Origin of the sequence: Streptomyces afghaniensis (genome assembly GCF_044327915.1) — a bacterium.
In the GTDB taxonomy this organism is placed as follows: domain Bacteria; phylum Actinomycetota; class Actinomycetes; order Streptomycetales; family Streptomycetaceae; genus Streptomyces; species Streptomyces afghaniensis.
On record NZ_JBIRGJ010000010.1, the window covers coordinates 61,259 to 85,742 of the forward strand.

20 protein-coding genes are annotated in these 24,484 nt (G+C 70.4%); 15 read left to right on the forward strand and 5 right to left on the reverse strand.

Going from position 1 to position 24,484, the window contains the following annotated elements:
• Positions 1–168 precede the first annotated feature (168 nt).
• Both ACH4G3_RS34595 and ACH4G3_RS34600 read left to right on the forward strand, forming a co-directional pair.
• The gene (locus tag ACH4G3_RS34595; protein ID WP_020277521.1) at positions 169–321 is read left to right on the forward strand and encodes a hypothetical protein; all 153 of its coding nucleotides are present in this window, start codon (positions 169–171) and stop codon (positions 319–321) included.
• A 173-nt stretch (positions 322–494) separates the two neighbouring features.
• Entirely contained in the window at positions 495–2,075 is a 1,581-nt protein-coding gene (locus ACH4G3_RS34600; protein WP_397628198.1) for a S8 family peptidase, read from the forward strand.
• Positions 2,076–2,462: 387 nt separating this feature from the next.
• Here ACH4G3_RS34600 and ACH4G3_RS34605 read toward each other — a convergent pair whose 3' ends face one another.
• A complete protein-coding gene (locus ACH4G3_RS34605) occupies positions 2,463–2,675 on the reverse strand; it encodes a hypothetical protein (RefSeq protein WP_397628199.1) in 213 nt (70 codons plus the stop codon).
• 329 nt (positions 2,676–3,004) lie between these two features.
• Between ACH4G3_RS34605 and ACH4G3_RS34610 the strand changes: the two genes are divergently transcribed.
• The 8 genes from ACH4G3_RS34610 (at position 3,005) to ACH4G3_RS34645 (ending at position 11,706) form a co-directional block, all read left to right on the forward strand.
• Positions 3,005–4,162 carry a DUF4190 domain-containing protein gene (locus ACH4G3_RS34610; protein WP_397628200.1) on the forward strand — a complete coding sequence of 386 codons (1,158 nt, stop codon included), beginning with the start codon at positions 3,005–3,007 and terminating at the stop codon, positions 4,160–4,162.
• Positions 4,163–4,309: 147 nt separating this feature from the next.
• Entirely contained in the window at positions 4,310–5,062 is a 753-nt protein-coding gene (locus ACH4G3_RS34615) for a GntR family transcriptional regulator (protein WP_397628201.1), read from the forward strand.
• A 341-nt stretch (positions 5,063–5,403) separates the two neighbouring features.
• The gene (locus tag ACH4G3_RS34620) at positions 5,404–5,598 is read left to right on the forward strand and encodes an SPOR domain-containing protein (protein ID WP_243379440.1); all 195 of its coding nucleotides are present in this window, start codon (positions 5,404–5,406) and stop codon (positions 5,596–5,598) included.
• Between the two features lie 46 nt (positions 5,599–5,644).
• Positions 5,645–6,082 (forward strand): (deoxy)nucleoside triphosphate pyrophosphohydrolase, encoded by a 438-nt coding sequence (locus ACH4G3_RS34625; RefSeq protein WP_397628202.1) that lies wholly within the window; start codon positions 5,645–5,647, stop codon positions 6,080–6,082.
• Positions 6,083–6,191: 109 nt separating this feature from the next.
• Positions 6,192–6,650: an ATP-binding protein gene (locus ACH4G3_RS34630; RefSeq protein WP_397628203.1), complete on the forward strand. Its 459-nt coding sequence runs from the start codon at positions 6,192–6,194 to the stop codon at positions 6,648–6,650.
• Positions 6,651–6,902: 252 nt separating this feature from the next.
• The gene (locus ACH4G3_RS34635; RefSeq protein ID WP_397628204.1) at positions 6,903–9,539 is read left to right on the forward strand and encodes a SpoIIE family protein phosphatase; all 2,637 of its coding nucleotides are present in this window, start codon (positions 6,903–6,905) and stop codon (positions 9,537–9,539) included.
• A 68-nt stretch (positions 9,540–9,607) separates the two neighbouring features.
• Positions 9,608–10,714 (forward strand): glycoside hydrolase family 18 protein, encoded by a 1,107-nt coding sequence (locus ACH4G3_RS34640; RefSeq protein ID WP_397628205.1) that lies wholly within the window; start codon positions 9,608–9,610, stop codon positions 10,712–10,714.
• Positions 10,711–11,706 (forward strand): phosphotransferase family protein, encoded by a 996-nt coding sequence (locus ACH4G3_RS34645; RefSeq protein WP_397628206.1) that lies wholly within the window; start codon positions 10,711–10,713, stop codon positions 11,704–11,706. The genes ACH4G3_RS34640 and ACH4G3_RS34645 overlap by 4 nt, the downstream gene beginning before the upstream one ends.
• On the opposite strand, the gene ACH4G3_RS34650 is transcribed toward ACH4G3_RS34645, so the two are convergent.
• From ACH4G3_RS34650 to ACH4G3_RS34665, 4 genes are read right to left on the reverse strand one after another with little or no spacing between them, the layout of a single operon-like run.
• A complete protein-coding gene (locus tag ACH4G3_RS34650) occupies positions 11,681–12,457 on the reverse strand; it encodes a succinate dehydrogenase/fumarate reductase iron-sulfur subunit (RefSeq protein WP_397628207.1) in 777 nt (258 codons plus the stop codon). The two genes, ACH4G3_RS34645 and ACH4G3_RS34650, sit on opposite strands and share 26 nt — an antisense overlap.
• Entirely contained in the window at positions 12,454–14,418 is a 1,965-nt protein-coding gene (locus ACH4G3_RS34655) for a fumarate reductase/succinate dehydrogenase flavoprotein subunit (protein ID WP_397628208.1), read from the reverse strand. Before ACH4G3_RS34655 ends, ACH4G3_RS34650 begins: the two co-directional genes overlap by 4 nt.
• Before the next feature lie 16 nt (positions 14,419–14,434).
• Positions 14,435–15,271, reverse strand: a complete 837-nt coding sequence (locus tag ACH4G3_RS34660; RefSeq protein WP_397628209.1) for a hypothetical protein — start codon at positions 15,269–15,271, stop codon at positions 14,435–14,437.
• A gap of 54 nt (positions 15,272–15,325) precedes the next feature.
• Positions 15,326–15,616, reverse strand: coding sequence for a hypothetical protein (locus ACH4G3_RS34665; protein ID WP_020277543.1), 291 nt, complete (start codon positions 15,614–15,616; stop codon positions 15,326–15,328).
• A gap of 288 nt (positions 15,617–15,904) precedes the next feature.
• Here ACH4G3_RS34665 and ACH4G3_RS34670 point away from each other — a divergent pair, with 288 nt between their 5' ends.
• The 5 genes from ACH4G3_RS34670 (at position 15,905) to ACH4G3_RS34690 (ending at position 24,483) form a co-directional block, all read left to right on the forward strand.
• A complete protein-coding gene (locus tag ACH4G3_RS34670; RefSeq protein ID WP_397628210.1) occupies positions 15,905–18,094 on the forward strand; it encodes an ABC transporter family substrate-binding protein in 2,190 nt (729 codons plus the stop codon).
• Between the two features lie 148 nt (positions 18,095–18,242).
• A complete protein-coding gene (typA, locus tag ACH4G3_RS34675) occupies positions 18,243–20,150 on the forward strand; it encodes a translational GTPase TypA (protein ID WP_397628211.1) in 1,908 nt (635 codons plus the stop codon).
• Positions 20,151–20,808: 658 nt separating this feature from the next.
• Positions 20,809–22,449: a peptide ABC transporter substrate-binding protein gene (locus ACH4G3_RS34680; RefSeq protein WP_397628212.1), complete on the forward strand. Its 1,641-nt coding sequence runs from the start codon at positions 20,809–20,811 to the stop codon at positions 22,447–22,449.
• A gap of 146 nt (positions 22,450–22,595) precedes the next feature.
• The gene (locus ACH4G3_RS34685; RefSeq protein ID WP_354741216.1) at positions 22,596–23,522 is read left to right on the forward strand and encodes an ABC transporter permease; all 927 of its coding nucleotides are present in this window, start codon (positions 22,596–22,598) and stop codon (positions 23,520–23,522) included.
• Entirely contained in the window at positions 23,515–24,483 is a 969-nt protein-coding gene (locus ACH4G3_RS34690; protein ID WP_037667683.1) for an ABC transporter permease, read from the forward strand. The genes ACH4G3_RS34685 and ACH4G3_RS34690 overlap by 8 nt, the downstream gene beginning before the upstream one ends.
• The last annotated feature ends 1 nt before the right edge of the window (position 24,484 follow it).

Sequence of the window (24,484 nt, forward strand, 5' to 3'; positions counted from 1 at the left end):
CACCTCCTCGGCACGGTCGGCTTTCCGGTTCGGAAATCCGAAAGGCCGCGTCGACCTTCAGGGTACGCAGTCGGATTCCGAACTGTTCCGAGTTGGCTGGGAGTTGTCACCCCACCGAGCGTCAACTGGTGCGCGTACGCCCCCGGAGCACGACGGCAGGAGCAGCAGATGGACGCCGACCGCACCCCCACGCGCACCCGCTCGCGCGCCCGTGACTGGCGTCGCCTCCGCCGTGCCGTCATGTTCAGCGCGGTGCGCGGCGCGGCGGCCGCTCTGGGCTCCGGCGCCGTCAGCGCGCTGCTGTGGTGGTGGCAGCGGTAGGACTGCGCGTGCAGGGCCCTTGTGCAATTCCTGTGGAGGCCTCAATCTTTCGGCTGACGCACAGGAGTCGTCCGAGATTGACATGACCATGACCTACGGCCATGACTCCAGGGTGGCTTCGACGGGCGTGCACACACCCCACAGCGCACCACCGATTGAGGAGGACCCCTCAGATGGCAGTGATGCGTACTCCCCACGGACCCACCCGGCGAAGACTGGCCGCGCTCGGCGCGACGGCCACCGCGGCGCTCGTCGCGAGCCTCGTCTCCGCCCTCCCCGCCGGCGCGGCCCCGGCCGCCTCCGAAGGGCGCATCCAGTACGAGGGCGCGGCGAACGCCGTCGCCGACAGCTACATCGTCACCCTGAAGACGCAGAAGGCCGGTTCCGCCGCGGGCCGGGCCCTCGCGCACAAGTACGGCGCCGACATCGAGCGCACCTACACCAAGGCCCTGAACGGCTACGAGGTCGAGGCCTCCGAGACCGAGGCGAAACGCCTCGCCGCCGACCCGGCCGTCGCCTCCGTCGTCCAGAACAGGACGTTCCGCATCACCGGGACGCAGCCCAGCCCGCCGTCCTGGGGCCTGGACCGCATCGACCAGAAGAACCTCCCGCTGAACAGCTCCTACACCTATCCCGACTCGGCCGGGGAGGGCGTCACGGCGTACGTCATCGACACCGGCGTCCGCATCACGCACAGCGACTTCGGCGGCCGCGCCTCCTACGGCTACGACGCCGTCGACAACGACAACACCGCCCAGGACGGCCACGGCCACGGCACGCACGTCGCCGGCACGGTCGCCGGCGGTGCCTACGGCGTCGCCAAGAAGGCCAAGGTCGTCGGCGTCCGGGTGCTGAACAACTCCGGCCAGGGCACCACCGCCCAGGTCGTCGCGGGCATCGACTGGGTCGCGCGGAACGCGGTCAAGCCGGCCGTCGCCAACATGTCCCTCGGCGGCCCCGGCGACACGGCCATCGACACGGCCGTACGCAACGCCATCACCTCCGGCGTCACCTTCGTCGTCGCGGCCGGCAACGAGTCCACCAACGCCTCCACCCGGTCCCCGGCCCGCGTCACCGAGGCCGTCACCGTCGGCGCGACGACGTCGAGCGACGCGAAGGCGAGCTACTCCAACTACGGTTCGGTCCTGGACCTGTTCGCGCCCGGCTCGTCCATCACCTCGGCGTGGAACACGAGCGACTCCGCCACCAACACCATCTCCGGTACGTCGATGGCGAGCCCGCACGTCGCCGGCGCCGCCGCCCTCCACCTGGCGGACAACCCCGCGGCCACCCCCGCGCAGGTCTCCGCCGCGCTGACGGCCGCCGCCACCACCGGCGTCGTCACCAGCCCCGGCACCGGCTCGCCCAACCGGCTCCTCAACGTCGGCGGCGGTACGACCACCCCGCCCGGCCCGCGCTTCGAGAACACCGCCGACCAGGCCATCGCCGACAACGCCACCGCCGAGTCGCCCGTGACCGTCTCGGGCGTCTCCGGCAACGCGCCCTCGGCCCTGGCCGTCGAGGTCCACATCGTCCACACGTACATCGGCGACCTCCAGGTCCAGCTGATCGCCCCCGACGGCACGGCGTACACGCTGAAGGCGTACGGCACCGGCGGCAGTGCGGACAACATCGACACCACGTACTCCGTGAACGCCTCCTCGGAGGCCGCGAACGGCACGTGGAAGCTGCGCGTGAGCGACAACGCCCGCTTCGACACCGGGCGGATCGACGCCTGGGCGCTCCAGTTCTGACCTCGCTCGTGACCGGCCGTCAGTCTCCTGACGTGCCCCGTACGTAGGCGTCCTCGTCCTCCGGGAGGGCTTCGGGTCGGTGACCCGCCCCGCCGAGAGGACGAGGCTCGTCCCGCGGCGGACGACCGGCGAGCCGACCGCCGCCTGGAGGCCCTCCGCGCCGAACGTGGGCGTCATGGCCTGCCGCGCGGAGCGCATGACGAGCGGCGCAGGGCTCACTCCCGGGGGAGGGGCGGGGCCCGGGGTGTCACGGAGACCGGCGGCGCCCCCCGGCAGGCGGCTTCCCGGTACCGCGTCGAGCGTGCCCGCCGGCATGCCCGTCCCGGCCGCCGGCGCCTCTTTCGGCCCCATCCGCAGCGTGCCGAGCAGCAGATGACGTCGACGCCCTTACCCCGCGCGTGACGGCTCCCGGACCTGTCCGGGCCACCGGGACGCTGTCGATGTCCGGAACTCCCGCACGAGCCCAGCCGAGCCGTAACGGCCCACCCGGCCGCCGAACTGCCCCTCGAACGGCACCTCCCAGTCCGCCGGCAGCACCAGCGCCGTGGCCGGCACCGGGGCCGTGTCCGGCCGCAGCTCCGCCGGCATGTGGTCGATCACCCCGCCCGTCCGCCGCGCGGCCCACGCGCCCAGGGCCCCCGGCCGGCCGCCGGATCCCCGTCAGCACACCTGCGCCCCGACTGGGGAGCTGCGCCGCTCGGTCCACCGTCCGAGCGCGGATTCCAGACCGTCCACCTCCGCCGGCACCAGACACCGTGCCCCCGCGGATCCCCGGCGCCCAAAACGCCGTCAGGCGGTTCGCCGGACGTATCGATGTCGCGAACGTCTGCATTCCGCCCCCGTCGCCTCGCCGCATACGATGCGCCCAGCCGTGCGTCGGTTCCGGACGGCCGCTCTCTCCCACCGCCTCAGCCAGGAGCGCCGTACCCGTGTCGATACCCCCGCCCCCCGGGAACCAGCAGCCCCGGGACCCGTACGGCCCGCCGCCTGCGAACTGGCCCCAGGGAGCCCAGGGTTACAGCCCTCATGGCCCCTACGGCCCCACCGGCCGCCCGTACGGCGCGCCGGTCTCCGTCAACGCGCTCGCCGTCGCCGCGCTCGTGCTCGGCGTGCTCTGCTTCCTGCCCGCCGCGGGGCTCGTGCTGGGGCTGATCGCGCTGCGGCAGATCAGGCGGAACGGCCAGAGCGGCCGGGGGCTGGCGATCGCCGGGGCCGTGCTGTCGTCCGTCGGGATCGCGCTGTGGGCGGTGACGCTGTCCACGGGTGTGCTGTCCGAGGCCTGGGAGGGGTTCAAGGACGGCGCGCGGGGCAACGAGAGCCTGTCGCTGGAGAAGGGCGACTGCTTCGACGCCCCCGGCGGTCTGGAGGGCGACACCTACGACGTCGACCCGGTGTCCTGCGAAGGCGGGCACGACGGCGAGGTGTTCGCGGTCGTGACTCTGCCGGGCGGCGCCTTCCCGGGCGACGCCGAGATCACCGACATCGCCGACGAGCGGTGCTACGCGCTCCAGGACCAGTACGCCATGGACTCCTGGGCGATGCCGACGGACGTCGACGTGTACTACCTCATGCCGTCCCGGGACAGCTGGCGTTACGGCGACCGCGCGATCACCTGCGTCTTCGGCAACACCGACGCGAAGGCCGGGCTGACCGGCTCCCTGCGCGGCGACCCCACCACGCTCGACACCGACCAGGTCGTCTTCCTGTCGGCGGCCAACGCCGTCGACGCGGCGCTGTACGAGGAGCCCGAGGACACCCCCGTGGACGACCTCGCCGGTCACCGGGCCTGGGCCACCCAGGTGCACGACGTGCTCGGCGCGCAGATCGAGGCACTGCGCGGGCACTCCTGGCCGGCGAAAGCCCGGCAGCCCGTCGCCGGCCTGGTGAAGGACCTGGAGGACGCCCGGGAGGAGTGGGCGAGGGCGAGCCGGGCGGACGACGCGGACTCCTACCACGCGCACTACGACAAGGCCTACGAGTACGTCGACGGCCCGGCGACCGTCACCGCGCGCAAGGCGCTCGGGCTCGCGACGGCGCCGCCCTCCCCGGGCGAGACCGAGGGCGGTGACTCCGAAGCCCAGGTGTGACGGCGGCTATAGCGGGGAGAAAGTGCCTGCGTAAAGCCCTCGGGGCCACCATGTCATCACATCGAGTGATTCTCTGGCCTTTGCTTGCATGGCACAACCTACGGTTGCCAGGCTGTCGCTGTCTGTACAACCTGATGGGAGCGGCCAGTGACATTCGGTGAGCAGCCGGCGTACCTGCGCGTCGCGGGTGATCTCCGCAAGAAGATCGTCGACGGTCAGCTGCCACCGCACACCCGGCTCCCCTCCCAGGCCAGGATCCGCCAGGAGTACGGCGTCTCGGACACCGTCGCCCTGGAGGCCCGCAAGGTGCTCATGGCGGAGGGCCTGGTCGAGGGCCGCTCCGGCTCGGGGACGTATGTGCGCGAGCGGCCCGTGCCCCGGCGCATCGCCCGCTCCGGGTACCGCCCGACCGGAGGAGCCACGCCGTTCCGTCAGGAGCAGGCCGACGGCGAGGGGCGCGGCACCTGGGAGTCCAGCAGCGAACAGGCCGAGGCCAGCGTCGCGGTCGCCGAGCGGCTGGGCATCGAGCCGGGCGAGCGCGTGATGTGCACGAGGTATCTCTTCCGCGAGAGCGGCGAGGCGATGATGCTCTCCACCTCCTGGGAGCCGCTCGCCGTCACGGGCCGTACGCCGGTGATGCTGCCGGAGGAGGGGCCGCTCGGCGGCATGGGGGTCGTCGAGCGCATGCGCGCGATCGACGTGATCGTGGACAACGTCACCGAGGAGGTGGGCGCCCGCCCCGGCCTCGCCGAGGAGCTGCTCGTCCTCGGGGGCGTCCCCGGCCATGTGGTCGTGGTCATCCAGCGCACGTTCTACGCGTCCGGCCGCCCGGTCGAGACGGCCGACGTGGTCATCCCGGCCGATCGGTACCGGGTCGCCTACCACCTTCCGGTCAAGTAGCGAACGCTCACTTCAGCCCCGCGGCGCGCCCCCCGCGCGCCCCGCTCACACGATCACCGCGGCAGCCGTCCCCGGCCCGAGTGGCCCGTATCCCTGAGCCGGCCGTCGTTCTCCCAGGTCGGCGGTGGCGTATGCGGTATGCCTTCGGCCGGGTGCGTCGAGGCGCGCGGACGGCGCGTTCGTCGTCGTGCGCCCCCTGTGTTCTGGCCGGTTGCGTACCTCTTTGTGAAAAGCCGTATTCGCTGCGTGAAGGTTAGGCGTAGGCTCGGGCATATGCGCATTGCGGTTTCCTTATCGGGTGGGGCACGGCACAGGTCGCGGGCGGGAAGTGGAGGGGCGCGATGAACGACAGCACGATCACTCTTCCCTGGCTCGTGATACGAGAGGACGACAACGGCAACCGCTACCGGGTCGGCCGGTACGCGACCCGGGCCGAGGCCCAGCAGATCGCGGACAGCCTCGACGGCCGCGGCCACAAGCAGCTGTACTGGGTCGAGCGGCTCGGTCAGAACGGGTCGGGGGCCGCGCACGACTGACCCGGGCCCTGTCATCCGGACCGGATCGCGGCCGTAGGCTCCCCGCATGAGTGAGCGGATCGTCGTCGTGGGTGCCGCGCTGGTCGACGACGGGCGGCTGCTGGCCGCCCGGCGCAGCGCGCCCGTCGAGTTGGCCGGGCGCTGGGAGCTGCCCGGCGGCAAGGTCGAGCCGGGGGAGACGGCCGACGCGGCGCTCGTGCGGGAGCTGCGCGAGGAACTCGGCGTCGACGCCGAGGCCGGCGGCCGCGTCCCGGGGGAGTGGCCGCTGAAGTCGCCGTACGTGCTGCAGGTGTGGACCGCACGGCTGCGGCCCGGCTCGCCCGCCCCCGAGCCCCTTGAGGACCACGACGCACTGCGCTGGCTCGGCCCCGAGGAGATCTGGGACGTGGACTGGCTCGACCAGGACGTGCCCGCGGTACGGCAGACACTGGCGCATCTGGGGCCGCTCGGCGGCCCCCGTACGGGAGAAGTGCCCGGCGCCTGAGGCCAACCGGGGGCGTGCGAGACCAGAAGGCGTCCGTGCGGGCGCCCCGTACGCCTTTTGAGCCACTGTGCGCTGCCCCGCGCGGTACTCCGCCCCGGATATCGGGTATGTGCCCATTAACCCTACGAAAAGGGACAGGGTTGGGCCCGCTGCCGGGGAAGTGATCGGCGTGATCGACACCGAAGGTGACCGCGCCGCGTGGACCTTTCCCGCCGAGCCGGGCGCCGTGCGCACGGCCCGTCAGGCCGTCCGCGGCCAACTCCGCGGCTGGGGCCTCGACAGCCTCGCCGACCTCACGGCGTTGTTGGTCAGCGAGTTGGTGACCAACGCCCTGCGGCACGCCACGGGTCCCATCGGCGTCCGCCTGGTCCGCCCCTCCGAACTGAACGCCGTCCTCCTGGTGGAGGTCTCCGACCCGCTCCCGGACCCGCCGCGCGAGCGCGCCGCCAGGCCCGAGGACGAGAGCGGCCGCGGGCTCTACCTGGTGGCCACCTCGTGCCGCCGCTGGGGCACCCGGCCCGGCGGCGTGGGCAAGACCGTATGGTTCGAACTCGCGGTTCCGGAGTGAAAAATCGGTGTACGTCAGCCCTGTCGCTGTCGAGCGAATGGTTCAGGCCAGTGGCGGTTGCCGACGGACGGGATTCGACGAGGTGTCGCCTGGTTAGAAGACTGGAAGTGTTCTCACGGTCCGGACCGAAAACCATCGGGACCGTGCTGTGATCGTGAACACCGTGTTGTGCGGCACCGTAGTGCTGGATACTGCGGGCAGCCGCCCCCGGTGACCGGTGCCGGACGCGGTGAGCTGGAGGGGACGGTTCGCGTGAGCGAGATACCAGCGAAGGCCACGGAGTCCGAGGACCCGTCGGCGGGCGCGAGGGCGATGGCCGCGGACGGCCTGGCCTCCGCGGTGGGAGGTGCGCTCGCGGCCGACGGGGTGCAGCCCGGGGACGCCATGTGGCAGAGCAGTCCTCCCGGCTCCATCTACGACTACATCAAGGTCGCGTCCTTCTCCATCGGCCCCGACGGGCTGGTCGACCAGTGGAGCCTGCGCGCGGAGCATCTCTTCGGCATCCCCGTCGAACGCGCCGTCGGCATGGACCCCATCGAGACGTTCATCGACCCGCACCTGCGCGAGCGGGGCATGCGCAAGATGGCGGAGATCCTCGACGGCCGCGAGTGGACCGGTGTGGTGCCCTTCCGGATGCCGAAGGACGCCGAGGGGGAGTGCGGACGCGAGGGGCTCGCCGAGGTGTACGTCATGCCGACGCGCACCGAGGACGGCGAGAAGGCCGCCGTCTGCATCGTCGTCGACGTCCGCACGCTGCGCAGCATCGAGACCGATCTCGCCGCTTCGCAGGCCATTTTCGGTCAATCCCCCTTCGGTTTCCTGCTGATCGACGCCGACCTGCGGGTCCGCCGCGCCAACCACCGGTTCGCGTCCGTCTTCGGCGGCGAGCCCGACGACCACCGCGGCAAGGGCGTCCACGACTACCTCCAGCGCGGCGAGGCGGAGCGGGTCGCCGCAACGCTGCGCCGCGTGCTGGAGACCGGCAACTCCATCACGGACATGCACGTCACGGGCTTCGTGCCGGGCTCCGACGAGCGCCGCCACTGGTCCGTCAACCTCTATCGCGTGCACAGCGGTTCGGGCCGGCCGATCGGCGTCGCCTGGCTCGGCACGGACATCACCTCACGCCGCGCCGCCGCCCGCGAGGCCGCCGCCGCCCGGCGCAACCTCGCCCTGCTGAACGAGGCCGGCGCCCGCATCGGCAACTCCCTCGACCTGGAGACCACGGCCCGGCAGCTCCTCGACGTCGTCGTGCCCGGCTTCTGCGACCTGGCCACCGTCGACCTCTACCAGGGCCTGCTGGTCGGCGACGAGACCCCGCCCGGGCTCGCCGACGGCAGCGCCGAACTGCGCCGGGTGGCCTTCGCCAGTGCCGTCTCCGACGCGCCCTTCACCGGCACCGGCGTGCCCGTCGCGGTCGGCGCCGTCCACCACTACCCGTTCAACTCGCCCTGCGCGGACGCCCTGCGCACGGCCCGCCCGCAGACCGTCCCCGGCGAGGACGGCGGGCTGGTGCAGTCCACGCTCGCCGTGCCGATGGTCGCCCACGACACCGTCGTCGGGCTCGTGCAGTTCGCCCGGGCGAAGGGCAGCGAGCCGTTCGGCGACCGCGACCGGGACCTGGCCGTCGAACTCGCCGCGCGGGCCGCCGTCTGCATCGACAACGCCCGCCTCTACCGGCGCGAGCACCAACGCGCGTTGATACTGCAACGGTCCCTGCTCCCGCCCGGCGACCCGGAGGCCTCCGGCCTCGACATCGCCTGCCGCTATCTGCCCGGCAACGCCAACACCGGCCGGCCCAGCGAGGTCGGCGGCGACTGGTTCGACGTCATCGAACTCCCCGGGCACCGCACCGCGCTGGTCGTCGGCGACGTCATGGGCCGTGGCCTGCGCGCCGCCGTCGCCATGGGCGAACTCCGCACCGCCGTACGCACCCTGGCGCAGCTCGACCTCGAACCGGCCGAAGTGCTCTCCCAGTTGGACGAGATCGCCCGCGGCCTCGGAGCCCCGGGCGGCGTCCAGCAGGCGACCAGGGCGGCCCGCCGCCCCCGGGAGGCGGACCTGTCGGAGGTGTACCTCGCCACCTGCGTCTACGCCGTCTACGACTCCGTCACCCGGCGCTGTACCTTCGCCAACGCGGGCCATCTGCCGCCCGTCCTGGTCGAACCGGGCGAATCGGCCCTGATGCTCGACGTGCCGCCGGGCCTGCCGCTCGGCGTCGGCGGCGAGCCCTTCGAGGAGGTCGAGGTCGAACTGCCCGAGGGTGCCCTGCTCGCGCTCTACACGGATGGACTGGTCGAAAGCCGCGATCACCCCCTCGACGAGGGCCTCCAGGCTTTCGTCAGCACCCTCTCCGACCCCACCCAGCCCCTGGAGGACGTGTGCGACCACGTCCTCAACACCCTCGACACCCATCACGGCGAGGACGACATCGCGTTGCTGATGGCACGTGTACAGGGCCTGCCCACGGAGTCCGTCGGCGACTGGACCCTGCCGCGTGAGCCGCGCAGCGTGGGCCGGGCCCGCGAGTACGCGCGCGCCCAGCTGCTCAGCTGGGACATGGAACCCCTGGTCGACACCACGGAGCTCCTGGTCAGCGAACTCGTCACCAACGCCCTGCGCTACGGCGAGGGCGAGATCCGGCTGCGGCTGCTGCTGGACCGCACGCTGGTCTGCGAGGTCTGGGACTCCGGCCTGGTCCAGCCCCGCCGCCGCCGGGCCCGCGACACGGACGAGGGCGGCCGGGGCCTCCAGCTGGTCGGCCTCCTCAGCGCCGCGTGGGGCTCCCGCCGCACGCCCCGCGGCAAGACGGTGTGGTTCGAACTGCCCCTGCCGGGTGGCGAAACGAGCCTGACGGACCCGGCGGAGGCGCTGCTGAGCCTGTTCTGATCGCAACCGAACACCGGTACGGATCGTCCTCCCCGGCAACACCGACCGCACCACCGGGGGGAGACGGCATGGAACGCGTGGAGGGCACGACCTCGGACGAGGCCCCCGCGGCCCGCGACGGCGAGGAAGTCCCACAGGAGGCTCCCGCACCCGACACGGCAAGAAGCAAGCGGCGTCGGCGCCGGGTCAGACGTACGGTGCTCGTCCTGCTCCTGGTCCTCCTGGTCCCTCCCCTGTCCGTCCTGGCAGCTCTCCGCATCAACTACATGGGCGACCCGGCGGACGGCACCCACACCAGAAACCGCGACGCCCTCTGGCTCGGCCACGCCTGGGTCGACGGCCGGAAGAAGGACGCCGACGTCACCGCCCTGGCCCGCCGCCTGCAAGGCACCGGCATCCGCGACCTGTACGTCCACTCGGGCCCGCTGGAACACGACGGCACACTGCCCAAGTCGGCCTATCCCCGGGCACGTTGGTTCATAGCGGCCGTACACGAGAAACTTCCCGGCATCCGCGTCCAGGCCTTCCTCGGCGACGTCCTCGCGACCGAGGGCCCCGACGGCATGCGTCTGGCCGACCCGGACACCCGGGCCGCCGTCGTCCGCTCCTCCCGCCAGATCCTGGACACCGGCTACGAAGGCATCCATCTCGACCTGGAACCCCTGCACTCCGGCGACCGCGACTACCTCACCCTCCTCGACGCCCTGCGCCGCGAGACCCGCTCCCGGGACGCCCTGCTCTCCGTCGCCGCCCACCAGATCGACCCGCTACCCGCCCTCCACACCGTGGCCGGGACGTTCACCGACCACCCCAAGTGGTGGTCGCAGGAGTTCTTCGGCCAGGTCGCCCGCCGTGTCGACCAGATCGCCGTGATGTCGTACGACACCGCGCAGCCGCTGGAGAGCACCTACGGCGGCTACGTGGCCCAGCAGACCTCCCTCGCCCTGGAGGTCACCCCGCCCTCGACCGACCTCCTGATGGGCCTGCCCTTCTACTGGGAGAGCAACTTCGACCACTGGGGCCACGCCGAGACCGTGCCCGCCGCCGTCCGGGGCGTCCGCCTGGGCCTGTCCCGCACGGACGCCGACCGGGCCCGCTTCGGCGTCGCGCTGTACATCGACTTCGCAGCGACCGATGCGGACTGGCGTGCGTACAAGGAAGACTGGGTGCGGTGACCACGACCCGACGGCAACTCACCCGCACCGACCTCACCGCCCTGACCCGCGCCGCTCTCGGCCCCGGCCGCACCCTCACCGCCGTGGAACGCCTGCGCGGCGGCACCAAGAAGGGCGTCTACCGCCTGAGACTCGACGACGACTCCACGGCCATCGCCTACGTCTGGTCGGCCGACGAGGACTACTGGGACCAGCCTGACCCCGACCCCAGTGACGTCTTCTCCCACGGCACCGGGCTCGGCCTGTTCACGGCGGCCCACGACCGCCTCGCCGCCTCCGGCGTCCGCACCCCCCGCCTCCTGTACGCGGACGCCACGCACACCCACCTCCCGGCCGACGCGGCCGTCGTCGAGGACATGACCGGCGGCAGCCTGGAGGACGCCCTCGCCCGGGACCCGAGCGAGGCACCTCGGCTCATGGACCGGATGGCGGAACTCCTCGCCACCCTGCACTCCCGCACCGGCCCCCGCTTCGGGAAAGTCGCCGTCGTCGACCAGGGAGGTTCCTCCCACGGCGTCTCCTGCGAACAGCGCATCACCGACGGCGCCCTGCGCTGCCTCGCGGAAGCGGCCCGGCGCGAGCCCCGCGCCGCCGCCGTACGCCGGGAACTGCAGGACACGATCCACGCCCTGGCCGCCGAGGTCCGCCCGCGCGACCGCCAGACCCTCATCCACGGCGAACTCGGGCCGGACCACGTCCTGCTCACGTCAGACGGGCAGCCGGCGCTCATCGACATCGAGGGCCTGATGTACTTCGACGTGGAGCACGAGCACGTCTTCCTCAGGCTCCGCTTCGGCCCCCACTACGACGCCCTGCGCGCCCCGGGCCTGGACGAGGCGCGCCTGCGTCTGTACCGCCTGTCGATGCACCTCGGCCTGGTGTCGGGCCCGCTGACCCTCATCGAGGGCGACTTCCCGCACCCGGAGCGGATGCGGGACATCGCCGAGCACAACCTCCAGCAGGCGCTCAGCCTGCTGAAGAGCGCCTCCTGATCTTCGAGCCCAGCCACACCAGCGGGTCGTACTTGCGGTCGATCGCCCGTTCCTTCAGCGGGATCAGCGCGTTGTCCGTGATCTTGATGCCCTCCGGGCAGACCTCCGTACAGCACTTGGTGATGTTGCAGTAACCCAGGCCGTGTTCGTCCTGGGCGGTGGTCTTGCGGTCCAGGCCGGATTCCGCCGCCGCGTCCAGCGGATGCATGTCCAGCTCCGCCACCCGCATCAGGAAACGCGGCCCCGCGAACGCCTGCTTGTTCTCCTCGTGGTCACGCACCACATGGCACGTGTCCTGGCACAGGAAGCACTCGATGCACTTGCGGAACTCCTGCGAGCGGTCCACGTCCTCCTGCATCATCCGGTACTCGCCGGGACCGAGATCCGCCGGCGGCACGAAGGCCGGGACCTCCCTGGCCTTGGCGTAGTTGAAACCGACGTCGGTGACGAGGTCGCGGACGACCGGGAACGCCCGCAGCGGCGTCACCGTGATCGTCTCCTCCCGGTCGAACACCGACATACGGGTCATGCACAACAGCCGCGGCCGGCCGTTGATCTCGGCGGAGCACGAACCGCACTTGCCCGCCTTGCAGTTCCAGCGCACGGCGAGATCGGGGGCCTGGGTGGCCTGGAGGCGGTGGATGATGTCGAGCACCACCTCGCCGTCGTTCACCTCGACCTTGAAATCCTCCAGGCCGCCGCCCTGCACATCGCCCCGCCACACCTTGAAGCGGGCCTCGTAGCTGCTCATTCGTACAGCTCCTCTTCGGCCAGGTACTTGACCAGCTCCTCCTTGTCGAAGAGGGCGAGCAGGTCGGCACGGACGGGTTCGGTGGTCTCGCGGGTGAGGGTGATCTGGCCGCGGACCGGGTCCGTGGCCGCCAGCCCGCCCGTCGGGTCGGTCAGCGAGCACAGCAGGTTGATCCGGCGCCACTTGCGGTCCATCCCCGGATGGTCCTCGCGGGTGTGCCCGCCGCGCGACTCGGTGCGCTCCAGCGCGGCCCGCGCCACGCACTCGCTGACCAGCAGCATGTTCCTGAGGTCCAGGGCGAGGTGCCAGCCCGGGTTGAACTGCCGGTGCCCCTCGACCCCGGCCCGGCGCGCCCGTGCCCGCAGCTCGCCCAGCTTCTCCAGGGCCTGCTTCATCTCCGGCTCGCGGCGGATGATGCCGACCAGGTCGTTCATCGTCTGCTGGAGTTCCTGGTGCAGGGTGTACGGGTTCTCCGGCGGGCCGCCCTTCGGCTCCTCGGTCTCCGCCTCGGCGGAGAAGGGCCGCAGGGCCTCGGCGGCGGCGGAGTCGATCTGGACGTCGTCCACGACGGGCCGCGCCCCGGCCCGTTCCGCCGCGTACTCGGCCGCGTGCCAGCCCGCCCGGCGCCCGAACACCAGCAGGTCGGACAGCGAGTTGCCGCCGAGCCGGTTGGAGCCGTGCATACCGCCGGCCACCTCACCGGCCGCGAACAGTCCCGGCACCCCGCGGGCCGCCGCCGTGTCGGAGTCGACCGCGACCCCGCCCATCACGTAGTGGCAGGTGGGCCCGACCTCCATCGCCTCGGCCGTGATGTCGACATCCGCCAGCTCCTTGAACTGGTGGTACATCGACGGCAGCCGGCGTTTGATGACCTCGGCGGGCATCCGGGTCGACACGTCGAGGAACACGCCCCCGTGCGGGGAGCCGCGCCCCTCCTTCACCTCGCTGTTGATCGCCCGCGCGACCTCGTCGCGGGGGAGCAGCTCGGGGGGCCGCCGGTTGTGGTCCGGGTCGTCGTACCAGCGGTCGGCCTCGTCCTCGGTCTCGGCGTACTTGTCCTTGAAGACGTCGGGGATGTAGTCGAACATGAACCGCTTGCCGTCGGAGTTGCGCAGCACGCCGCCGTCACCGCGCACCGACTCGGTGACGAGGATGCCCTTCACCGACGGCGGCCAGACCATGCCCGTCGGGTGGAACTGCACGAACTCCATGTTCAGCAAGGGAGCGCCCGCGAGCAGGGCCAGCGCGTGGCCGTCGCCGGTGTACTCCCACGAGTTCGACGTCACCTTGAAGGACTTGCCGATGCCGCCGGTCGCGATCACGACTGCCGGGGCTTCGAGCACGAAGAAACGGCCGGACTCACGCTCGTAGCCGAAGACCCCGCTGACCCGCTGCCCCGCGGCGGAGCCGCTGTCGGACACAGTCTTCAGGACCCGCGTCACCGTGCACTCCTGGAAGACCTTCAGCCGGGACTCGTAGTCGCCGGTCTCCTTGAAGTCCTCCTGCTGGAGCGCGACGATCTTCTGCTGGAGGGTGCGGATCAGCTCCAGGCCCGTGCGGTCGCCGACGTGCGCGAGGCGCGGGTACTCGTGGCCGCCGAAGTTGCGCTGGGAGATCCGGCCGTCCTTGGTGCGGTCGAACAGCGCCCCCCAGGTCTCCAGCTCCCACACCCGCTGCGGCGCCTCCTGCGCGTGCAGCTCGGCCATCCGCCACTGGTTGAGGAACTTGCCGCCGCGCATGGTGTCGCGGAAGTGGACCCGCCAGTTGTCGTTCTCGTTGGCGTTGGCCATCGCCGCCGCGATGCCGCCCTCGGCCATCACCGTGTGCGCCTTGCCGAACAGCGACTTGCAGATCACGGCCGTACGGGCGCCCCGCTCGCGGGCCTCGATGGCGGCGCGCAGTCCGGCGCCGCCCGCCCCCACCACGACGACGTCCCACTCCTGCCGGTCGACCACGGACATCAGAACGCACCCCTCATCAGAAGAACCGCGGATCGTCGAAGGCCCCGGACGCGACCAGGTAGACGTAGAAGTCGGCGAGCGCCACGGTCACCAGCGACGCCCAGGCGAGCTGCATGTGCCGGGCGTTGAGCCGGCCCGCCCACTGCCACATCCGGTAGCGCACGGGATGCCTGGAGAAGTGCTTGAGCTTGCCGCCGACGATGTGCCGGCACGAGTGGCAGGAGATCGTGTACGCCCAGATCAGCACGATGTTGACCAGGAACACGAGTGTGCCGAGGCCCATATGGCCCCACTCGTAGTTCTCGTCGCGGAAGGCGAGCACGGTGTCGTAGGTGAGGATCCCGGCGACGACGATCGCGGCGTAGAAGAAGTACCGGTGGATGTTCTGCAGCACCAGCGGGAAGCGGGTCTCACCCGTGTACTTCTTGTGCGGCTCGGCGACCGCGCAGGCCGGCGGCGACGCCCAGAAGCCCCGGTAGTAGGCCTTGCGGTAGTAGTAGCAGGTCAGCCGGAAGCCCAGCGGGAAGATCAGGATGATGATCGCGGGGGAGATCCCCCACCAGCTGCCGAAGATCTCCCAGTTGGGGCCGGCCTTCATCGGCTCGCAGCGCTCCGCCAGACAGGGGGAGTAGAAAGGCGAGACGTACGGCGCCGCGTAGTAGTCGGCGTCGGCGAAGGCCCGCCACGTCGAGTAGACGATGAAGGCCAGCAGGCCGGCGACCGTGCCGGCCGGGGCCAGCCACCAGCGGTCGGTGCGCAGGTGCGGGGCCCCGATCGCGGCGCGCGTACCCGCCCGTACGCCGCCGCTTCGGGGATGGGGTTCTGTGGCGGGAGGTTCCGTACCAGTGGCCACTTGACGACTCCGGTCGGGTTCGGGGGAGGTGCCGGTCGCTCGACGCCCTCCCGGTCAGGGAGCGCGCCGGTCCCGGGCGCCGAGCCCCTCGTCGTCCGAGTCGACCCACAGCGAGGGGTCGTACGGCGCGTCCGAGATGGTGACGAGGTCGGGGCGCTTGGGTGCGGCCGGTGTGGCGGCGGCGTCGCGCAGCAGGGCGACGCTCTCGCGCAGGTGGTTGGCGTCGGCACGGACGCGGCGCATCTCCAGGCCGCCGGTGCCGAGCTGCTTCTCCAGGCGTCCCAGCGAGCGGAACAGCTCGTCGAGACTGCGCTGGACTGACGTCAGTTCGTCGTGAACGGACATGACTTGCCCTCACTTCCGCGGGTCCTTCGAGGCCCAAGGCGGCAACGTTCATGCGCCTGCGAGTGTTGCGCGTCACACCTTGTGCTGTGAAGGGATGTGCATCGATTGGCCGAGGCGTGCGGGTGCACCCTGCGGTGCGTTGCGCCGCACGGGTGGCTTCCCGCCTGTGACCGCCGTGTCGCCCTGTGTTGCCGAACCCTTTCCTCTTCAGTGGCCGCATACATCAGATGAACTCCAAATACCGCCAAAAGTGATCATAACGCCCGCGGCTTCCCGGAGGTAGCACAGATGTCCCAGCACGGCGTCGGCCCGCGCGCGGTCACGCGTTCGGTCGCCTTCCTCACCGCGGGTGTGCTCGCGGTGCCCGCGCTCACCGGATGCGGCTCCGAGGACCCGGCGGGCAAGCCGCTCGCGGCACCGGACATCCAGCCCGCGGGCCGCGACCGGATCGCCGACGGCGGCACCCTGCGCTGGGCCGTCGACTCCGTGCCCGACACCCTGAACACCTTCCAGTCGGACGCCGACGCCACGACCATGCGAGTCGCCCAGGCCGCCCTGCCGTCGATGTTCCGGATGAACGCCGGCGGCCGTCCCGAGCGCAACCCCGCCTACCTGGAGTCCGCCGAGGTCGTCGAGACCGAGCCCAAGCAGGTCGTCCTGTACAAGCTGAACCAGCAGGCCGTCTGGAGCGACGGCCGGGAGATCGGCGCCGCCGACTTCGCCGCCCAGTGGCGCGCCCTGTCCGGCAAGGACACCGCCTACTGGACCGCCCGCAACGCCGGCTACGACCGCATCCAGAAGGTCGAGCGCGGAGACAACGCGCTGGAGGTCAGGGTCACCTTCAGCCGGCCCTACGCCGACTGGCGCTCCCTGTTCTCGCCGCTGTACCCGAAGGACGTCATGGGCACCCCGGACTCCTTCAACGACGGGGCGCGCAGGAAGCTCAAGGTCAGCGCCGGTCCCTTCACGGTGGAGAAGGTCGACCGCGAGGACGACGAGATCACCCTCGCCCGCAATCCACGCTGGTGGGGCAAGCCCGCCAAGCTCTCCGAGATCGTGCTGCGCACCGTGCCGCGCGACAAGCGGGCCGCCGAGCTGGCCGCCGGCACCCTCGACGTGGCCGAGATCGACCCCACCGCCGCCCGCCGCATCACCGTCGCCGCCCGCCCCCAGAGCTCCGGCAGCCCGCTGATGGGCCCCGGCGCCGACCGGTCCGCCGCGGACGCCCTGAAATCCTGGGCCGTCGCCAACGGCACCGACGAGGACGCCGCCGACGAGGAGACCGTCGCCCGCAAGAAGCTGCGCAAGGCGGCCGCCAAGTACGCCCGTCAGCAGCAGGCCCTGCGCGGCTTCGAGGTGCGCAAGTCCCTGGAGCCGGCCTTCACCCAGCTCGCCCTGAACGGCGCCGAGGGCCCGCTCGCCGACGAGCGCGTGCGCAGGGCCGTCGCCCGCGCCCTCGACCGCAGGAAACTGGCCGAGGCCGTCCTGAAGCCCCTGGGACTGCCCGCCGTCCCGGTCGGCAGCCACCTGGCCCTGTCCGGCCAGGCCCACTACGCCGACAACAGCGGCGCCCTCGGCGGCCAGGACACCAAGGAGGCCCAGGCCCTGCTCGCGGACGCCGGGTGGGTGCGCGGCGGCCCCGTCAAGGAGCAGAAGAAGAAGCAAGGGGAGAAGGCGGCCGGCGCCGAGGGCGAGAAGGCCTCCGGTTCCTCCCGGAACGAGCAGGACGACGAAGGCACGTACGTCGTCGGCGAGGACAACAAGGCGCACGGCCGGCAGGACCCCGCCGACCACCTCGCCCACGACGGCAAGCAGTACAAGCACCCGGCCCGGGGCGGCGCCCCCGGCGCGTACGCCCCCGAGGGCACCGCCGCCCCGGCGAACCGCGGGGCCGCCCCGCTCGCCAAGAACGGCAAGCCCCTCACGCTCCGCTTCGTACTCCCCTCCGGGCCCGGCTCCCAGACGCTGCGCACGGTCGCCGACCGCATCTCGCGCATGCTGGAGCGCGTCGGCATCGGCACGGAGATCTCCAAGGTCTCCGACGAGTCCTACTTCAAGGACCACATCGCGTCCGGCCAGTACGACCTCGCCCTCTACTCCTGGCCGGCCACCGCCTTCCCCGCCACCGACGCCCGCCCCGTCTACGCCAAGCCCGTCCCGGCCGCCGACGGCTCCCTGAACGTCGAGCAGAACTACACCCGCGTCGGCACCGACCAGGTCGACCAGCTCTTCGACGAGGCGGTGTCCACCCTCGACGAGGGCGAGTCCCGCTCCCTGATCCGCAAGGCCGACTCCCGCATCTGGGCGGCGGCCGGCTCCATCCCCCTCTTCCAGCGCCCCCAGCTCATCGCGACCCGCAAGAACCTCGTGAACACCGGCGCCTTCGGCTTCGGCACCCCCGCCTACGAGGACATGGGCTTCCTGAAGAAGGGCGCGAAACCGGCCTCGGGCCCGTCGGCGAGTGCCTCGAAACAGTAGCTGACCTGCACCGACGTATCCCGGCTAACCCCATCCACAGCAGACCCGTACCATGGGGTGAGGCCGTGGCATGTTGAGCCCGGCAGGGCCCGCGCACCACCGACGTACGCGCAGGGCATTCCTCACCACTCCGGGAGTACGCCTCAATATGGCCACGCGCCACGACATCCGCAACGTCGCCATCGTCGCCCACGTCGACCACGGCAAGACCACCATCGTCGACGGCATGCTGAAGCAGTCCGGCAGCTTCGCCGCGCACCAGCTCGACTCCGTCGACGACCGCATGATGGACTCGAACGACCTGGAGCGTGAGAAGGGCATCACGATCCTCGCCAAGAACACCGCGGTGAAGTACCACCCGAAGGACGGCGGGGACCCGATCACGATCAACATCATCGACACCCCCGGCCACGCCGACTTCGGCGGCGAGGTCGAGCGCGGTCTGTCGATGGTCGACGGTGTGGTGCTGCTCGTCGACGCCTCCGAGGGCCCGCTGCCGCAGACCCGCTTCGTGCTGCGCAAGGCGCTCCAGCAGCGGCTGCCCGTCATCCTGTGCATCAACAAGACGGACCGCCCCGACTCGCGGATCGACGAGGTCGTGAACGAGGCGTACGACCTCTTCCTGGACCTGGACGCCGACGAGGACCAGATCGAGTTCCCGATCGTCTACGCCTGCGGCCGCGACGGCGTCGCCTCCCTCACCAAGCCGGAGGACGGCACCGTCCCGAGCGACTCCACCAGCCTGGAGCCGTTCTTCTCGACGATCCTGGAGCACATCCCGGCCCCGACCTACGACGAGGCCGCCCCGCTCCAGGCGCACGTCACCAACCTGGACGCCGACAACTTCCTCGGCCGTATCGCGCTGCTGCGCGTCCAGCAGGGCGAGCTGAAGAAGGGGCAGACGGTCGCGTGGATGAAGCGCGACGGGTCCGTCCAGAACGTGCGGATCTCCGAGCTGATGATGACCGAGGCGCTCACCCGCAAGCCGGCGGAGAAGGCCGGCCCCGGTGACATCTGCGCGGTCGCCGGTATCCCGGACATCATGATCGGCGAGACCCTCGCCGACCCGGAGAACCCGGTCGCGCTGCCGCTGATCACCGTCGACGAGCCGGCGATCTCCATGGTCATCGGCACCAACACCTCCCCGCTGGTCGGCCGCGGCGCCACCGGCAAGGGCGCCGACAACAAGGCGGCCGTCAAGGACCGCAAGGTCACCGCCCGCCAGGTGAAGGACCGCCTCGACCGCGAGCTGATCGGTAACGTCAGCCTCCGCGTGCTCGACACCGAGCGGCCGGACGCCTGGGAGGTGCAGGGCCGCGGCGAGCTGGCGCTGGCCATCCTCGTCGAGACCATGCGCCGCGAGGGCTACGAGCTGACCGTCGGCAAGCCGCAGGTCGTCACGAAGGACGTCGACGGCAAGGTCTACGAGCCCGTCGAGCGCATGACGATCGACGTGCCCGAGGAGCACATGGGCGCCGTCACGCAGCTCATGGGCGTCCGCAAGGGCCGCATGGACAACATGTCCAACCACGGCTCCGGCTGGGTCCGCATGGAGTTCGTCGTGCCCTCGCGCGGTCTGATCGGCTTCCGCACCGAGTTCCTGACCCAGACCCGCGGCACGGGCATCGGCCACTCCATCCACGAGGGCTTCGAGCCCTGGTTCGGCACCCTCCAGACCCGCAACAACGGCTCCCTGGTCGCCGACCGCGCCGGTGCGGTCACCGCCTTCGCGATGACCAACCTCCAGGAGCGCGGCGTGCTGTTCGTGGAGCCGGGCACCGAGGTGTACGAGGGCATGATCGTCGGCGAGAACTCCCGCGCCGACGACATGGACGTCAACATCACCAAGGAGAAGAAGCTCACCAACATGCGGTCGTCCACGGCCGATGTGACCGAGTCGATCGTCCCGCCGCGCAAGCTGTCGCTGGAGCAGTCCCTGGAGTTCTGCCGCGACGACGAGTGCGTCGAGGTCACCCCGGAGGCCGTGCGCATCCGCAAGGTGAACCTGGACGCCCGCGAGCGCGCCCGCGCCGCGAGCCGCGCCAAGCACGGCTGACCCGCCTGCCGTTCGACGACACCGGGCACCCCGCCTCGCGGGGTGCCCGGTGTCGTCGGTGCCGTCGACGGTGTCGTCTTGTGCCGTCGTAAAGCGGGTCGTAAAGCGGAGGGAACGCGAAGGGAAGGGTTAGGGAAAACCCTCGATTTGCCGGGGAGAGCCGTCCGGAGCGCCCCGTTCGCACTACCCTGCTGCGGAAGTGCCGCGCTCTGCCCGCGCACAGGCCGTACAACGGCCTTGCGGTGGAGGCCTCTTGAGCGCGCGACGCGTGCGCGACAGCCATCGGTGGCAGCCTGCACGGCAGTCACGGTAGCCGCAAGCGGTTTATCTCATTCTCGCGTCCGGAATGCGGACACGCGCCACCGATAGATGTGTAACAAGTCCGTTTCGCAGGGATCTTTCACCAAACCCTTTGTCCGGATTTTGGAAGATGTATACGCGAGCTGTGATCGAACCGAGACCTCGAGAGTGTGGTTCGCTCCTGGCGCATGGCAGATAGTTAGGCGCGTAGAGCTCGGATGAACGGGTCACTCGCTGGAGGCGGCGCCGACTCACGAGCGCGGGGGCACCTGACGATTTCCGGCACCGGCGACGGGCGGTGGCGGTGGTCTGTCTGTGCTCCCTTTGCGGTGAACCAATGACTTCATAGGAGGAACCCATGCGCGGTGCCAAGAGCGCCAAGTGGGTCGCGGGGGCGATAGTCGTCGCCCTGGCCGCCACCGCCTGCGGCGGCGGCGACGACAGTGCCGGCGACGACATGAACAAGGGGAAGGCCGACCCGAACGGCATCGTCACTGCGCAGCTGAGCGAACCCCAGAACCCGCTCCAGCCGGCCAACGCCAAGGAGAGCCAGGGCAGCCGTGTCCTGCGCACGATCTTCGCCGGCCTGGTCGACTACGAGCCCGGCACCGGCAAGCTCGAGTACGTCAACGCCGAGTCGGTCACGCCGAACGACGACTCGTCCGAGTGGACCGTGAAGCTCAAGCCGGGCTGGAAGTTCCACGACGGCACCCCGGTCACCGCCAAGTCCTACGTGGACTCCTGGAACTGGTCGGCCAACATCAAGAACAACCAGACCAACTCCAGCTGGTTCTCCGACATCGTCGGCTTCGAGGACGTGCACCCGGAGAAGGGTGACCCGAAGAGCGACAAGATGTCGGGCCTGAAGGTCGTCGACGACAACACCTTCACCATCAAGCTCACGCAGCCGGTCTCGTACTTCGCGTACAAGCTGGGCTACGACGTCTGGTCGCCGCTGCCCGAGGCCTTCTTCAAGGACCCGAAGGCGTTCGGCGAGAAGCCGGTCGGCAACGGCCCGTACAAGTTCGTCTCCTGGGAGCACAACAAGCTCATCAAGGTCCGCAAGTTCGCGGACTACAAGGGTCCGAACGCGGCCAAGAACGGCGGCATCGACTTCAAGAACTACACGACCGCCGACGCCGCGTACTCCGACCTGCGCTCCGACAACGTGGACTGGATCGAGCAGGTCCCGACCACCGCGCTGGCCAGCTACAAGACGGACCTCGGCGACCGCGCGATCGACCAGCCGTACTCGGCCGTCCAGTCGATCGTCCCGGCGTTCTACACCAAGCAGTTCAAGGACATCGACCCCAAGGTCATCCAGGGTCTGTCCATGGCGATCGACCGCCAGACGATCACCAAGACCGTCCTCCAGGGCACGCGTACCCCGGCCGACTCCTACGTCGCCCCGGGCGTCCTCGGCTACAAGAAGGGCGCGCTCGGCGACATCGTCAAGTTCGACCCGGCCCAGGCCAAGAAGCTCATCCAGGAGGGTGGCGGCGTCCCGGGCAACAAGATCCAGATCCAGTACAACGCCGACCAGGACCACAAGCCGTGGGTCGACGCGGTCTGCAACTCGATCCGCAAGTCCACCGGCGTGGAGTGCACCGGCGACCCGAAGCCGACCTTCCAGGCCGACCTCGACGCCCGTGACGCCCACGAGGTCAAGTCCATGTACCGCGGCGGCTGGGTGCTCGACTACCCGGTCAACTCGAACTTCATGCGCGACCTGTACGGCACCACGTCGGCCGGTAACACCAGCGGTTACTCCAACAAGGAGTTCGACAAGCTGAGCTCCGAGGCGGACAAGGCCGGCTCGATCGACGAGACCGTGAAGATGTACCAGGACGCGGAGCAGCTCCTCGCCAAGGACATGCCGGCGATCCCGCTCTGGGTCTACAAGGTCAACAGCGGTCAGTCCACCAAGATCCTGGGCAAGATCAAGTACGGCCAGGACGGTGACCCGATCTTCGACTCGATCCAGGTCAAGCAGAAGTAACCAGATGACCGCAGGCCGGTGCCGCCCCTCCCGGAACAGGGGAGCGGCGGCACCGGCCCGTAGGCACAGGCCTCCACCTCACCCCCTCACCTGCGGTAGATGAAGTGCGCAGGCCTCGCCGACCCCTCACGGCATGGAGGCGCAAGATGGGGCGCTACGCCGCCAGGCGACTGCTCCAGATGATCCCGATCTTCATCGGGACAACTCTGTTGATCTTCTTGATGGTCCACATCCTGCCGGGCGACCCGGTCCGGGCCATCTACGGGGACAAGGCTCCCGATCCCGCACAGATCGCGCAGATCAAGCGCGAGTACGGCTTCGACAAGCCCGTCCTCGAACAGTACGTCCACTACATGTGGAATCTCCTCCAGGGAGACTTCGGCAAGAACCTCGCCGGCCGCCCGGTCATCGATCTCATGTCCGAGGCCTTCCCGGTGACTCTGCGGCTGACGCTGCTGGCCATCACCATCGAGATCATCATCGGTGTGGGCCTCGGCGCCTGGGCCGGTCTGAGGGCCGGCAAGGCCGCCGACACCGGTGTGCTGGTCTTCACGCTGACGGTGATCTCCATCCCGGTGTTCGTCCTCGGCTTCATCGCCCGGTTCATCTTCGCGGACGAACTCGGCTGGCTGCCGCCCAACGTCCAGGACTCCACGGACTTCTCGCAGTTGTTCCTGCCGGCCTTCGTCCTCGCCATGCTGTCCATGGCGTACGTGGCCCGGCTCACCCGGACGACCTTCGCCGAGAACCTGCGGGCCGACTACATGCGCACCGCCCTCGCCAAGGGCCTGCCCCGACGCCGCATCATCGGTGTCCACCTGCTGCGCAACTCGCTGATCCCCGTCGTCACCTTCGTCGGCACCGACGTCGGCGGCTTCATCGGCGGCGCGGTCATCACCGAGGGCATCTTCAACATCCAGGGTGTCGGCAACCTCCTCTACAGGGCGATCCAGACGAGCGAGGGCTCGACGGTCACGGGTGTGGTGACGGTGCTCGTCCTCGTCATCCTCCTGATCAACCTGCTCATCGACCTGCTGTACGCGGTCCTGGACCCGAGGATCCGGTATGCCTGACGTGACCAAGGCCCAGACCACCGACGCCGCGACCGTGGACGCCGTGGCCCCGCCGGCCGTCGACACCCCCGCCAAGGAGAGCGGCAAGAAGAGCGACAAGCCGCGCTCCCTGTGGGGCGACGCCTGGTACGACCTGCGGCACCGGCCCATGTTCTGGATCTCCTCGGTGCTGCTGGTCCTGCTGCTGGTGATCGCCGCCTTCCCCGGCTGGTTCACCAGCGTCGACCCGCGCGACGGCGACCTCGTCCACCACTACCTGGGCAAGCCGCAGCTGGGGCACTTCTTCCAGCCCGACTGGTTCGGCTACGACCAGCAGGGCCGCTCCATCTACTCGCGCGTCATCCACGGCACCCGCGCCTCCATCCTCGTCGGCGTCGGAGTGACCGCCCTGGTCACCCTGCTCGGCGGTCTGCTCGGCATGCTGGCGGGTTACTTCGGCGGCTGGATCGACTCGCTGATCTCCCGGATCGTCGACATCTTCTTCGGTCTGCCGTTCCTGCTCGGCACGATGGTCGTCCTGAACGCCTTCACCGAGCGCAAGGTGTACGTGGTGATCCTGGCCCTGGCCTGCCTGGGCTGGACCTCGATCGCGCGCGTCACGCGAAGCTCGGTCATCACGGCCAAGCAGGCGGACTACGTGACGGCGGCCCGGGCGCTCGGCGCGGGCACCACGCGGATCCTGTTCCGCCACGTGATGCCGAACGCCATCGCGCCGACCATCGTCGTGGCCACGATCGCCCTCGGCGGTTACATCTCCGCGGAGGCGACCCTGTCGTTCCTCGGCCTCGGCCTCAGCGACCCGACGATCTCGTGGGGCATCGACATCTCCGAGGGCAGCAAGGTGATCCGGGACAACCCGCACACGCTGTTGTTCCCGGCGGGCATGCTCAGCCTCACGGTCTTCGCGTTCATCATGCTCGGCGACGCGGTGCGCGACGCCCTTGACCCGAAGCTGCGCTGAG

Excerpts from the sequence above, each read along its gene's own strand:
- ACH4G3_RS34620 (WP_243379440.1), top strand. The coding sequence starts at position 5,404 with ATGAACGACAGCACGATCACTCTTCCCTGGCTCGTGATACGAGAGGAC.
- ACH4G3_RS34690 (WP_037667683.1), top strand. The coding sequence starts at position 23,515 with ATGCCTGACGTGACCAAGGCCCAGACCACCGACGCCGCGACCGTGGAC.
- ACH4G3_RS34665 (WP_020277543.1), bottom strand. The coding sequence starts at position 15,616 with ATGTCCGTTCACGACGAACTGACGTCAGTCCAGCGCAGTCTCGACGAG.
- ACH4G3_RS34625 (WP_397628202.1), top strand. The coding sequence starts at position 5,645 with ATGAGTGAGCGGATCGTCGTCGTGGGTGCCGCGCTGGTCGACGACGGG.
- ACH4G3_RS34650 (WP_397628207.1), bottom strand. The coding sequence starts at position 12,457 with ATGAGCAGCTACGAGGCCCGCTTCAAGGTGTGGCGGGGCGATGTGCAG.
- ACH4G3_RS34680 (WP_397628212.1), top strand. The coding sequence starts at position 20,809 with ATGCGCGGTGCCAAGAGCGCCAAGTGGGTCGCGGGGGCGATAGTCGTC.
- ACH4G3_RS34595 (WP_020277521.1), top strand. The coding sequence starts at position 169 with ATGGACGCCGACCGCACCCCCACGCGCACCCGCTCGCGCGCCCGTGAC.
- typA (WP_397628211.1), top strand. The coding sequence starts at position 18,243 with ATGGCCACGCGCCACGACATCCGCAACGTCGCCATCGTCGCCCACGTC.
- ACH4G3_RS34655 (WP_397628208.1), bottom strand. The coding sequence starts at position 14,418 with ATGTCCGTGGTCGACCGGCAGGAGTGGGACGTCGTCGTGGTGGGGGCG.
- ACH4G3_RS34685 (WP_354741216.1), top strand. The coding sequence starts at position 22,596 with ATGGGGCGCTACGCCGCCAGGCGACTGCTCCAGATGATCCCGATCTTC.
- ACH4G3_RS34600 (WP_397628198.1), top strand. The coding sequence starts at position 495 with ATGGCAGTGATGCGTACTCCCCACGGACCCACCCGGCGAAGACTGGCC.
- ACH4G3_RS34670 (WP_397628210.1), top strand. The coding sequence starts at position 15,905 with ATGTCCCAGCACGGCGTCGGCCCGCGCGCGGTCACGCGTTCGGTCGCC.
- ACH4G3_RS34640 (WP_397628205.1), top strand. The coding sequence starts at position 9,608 with ATGGAACGCGTGGAGGGCACGACCTCGGACGAGGCCCCCGCGGCCCGC.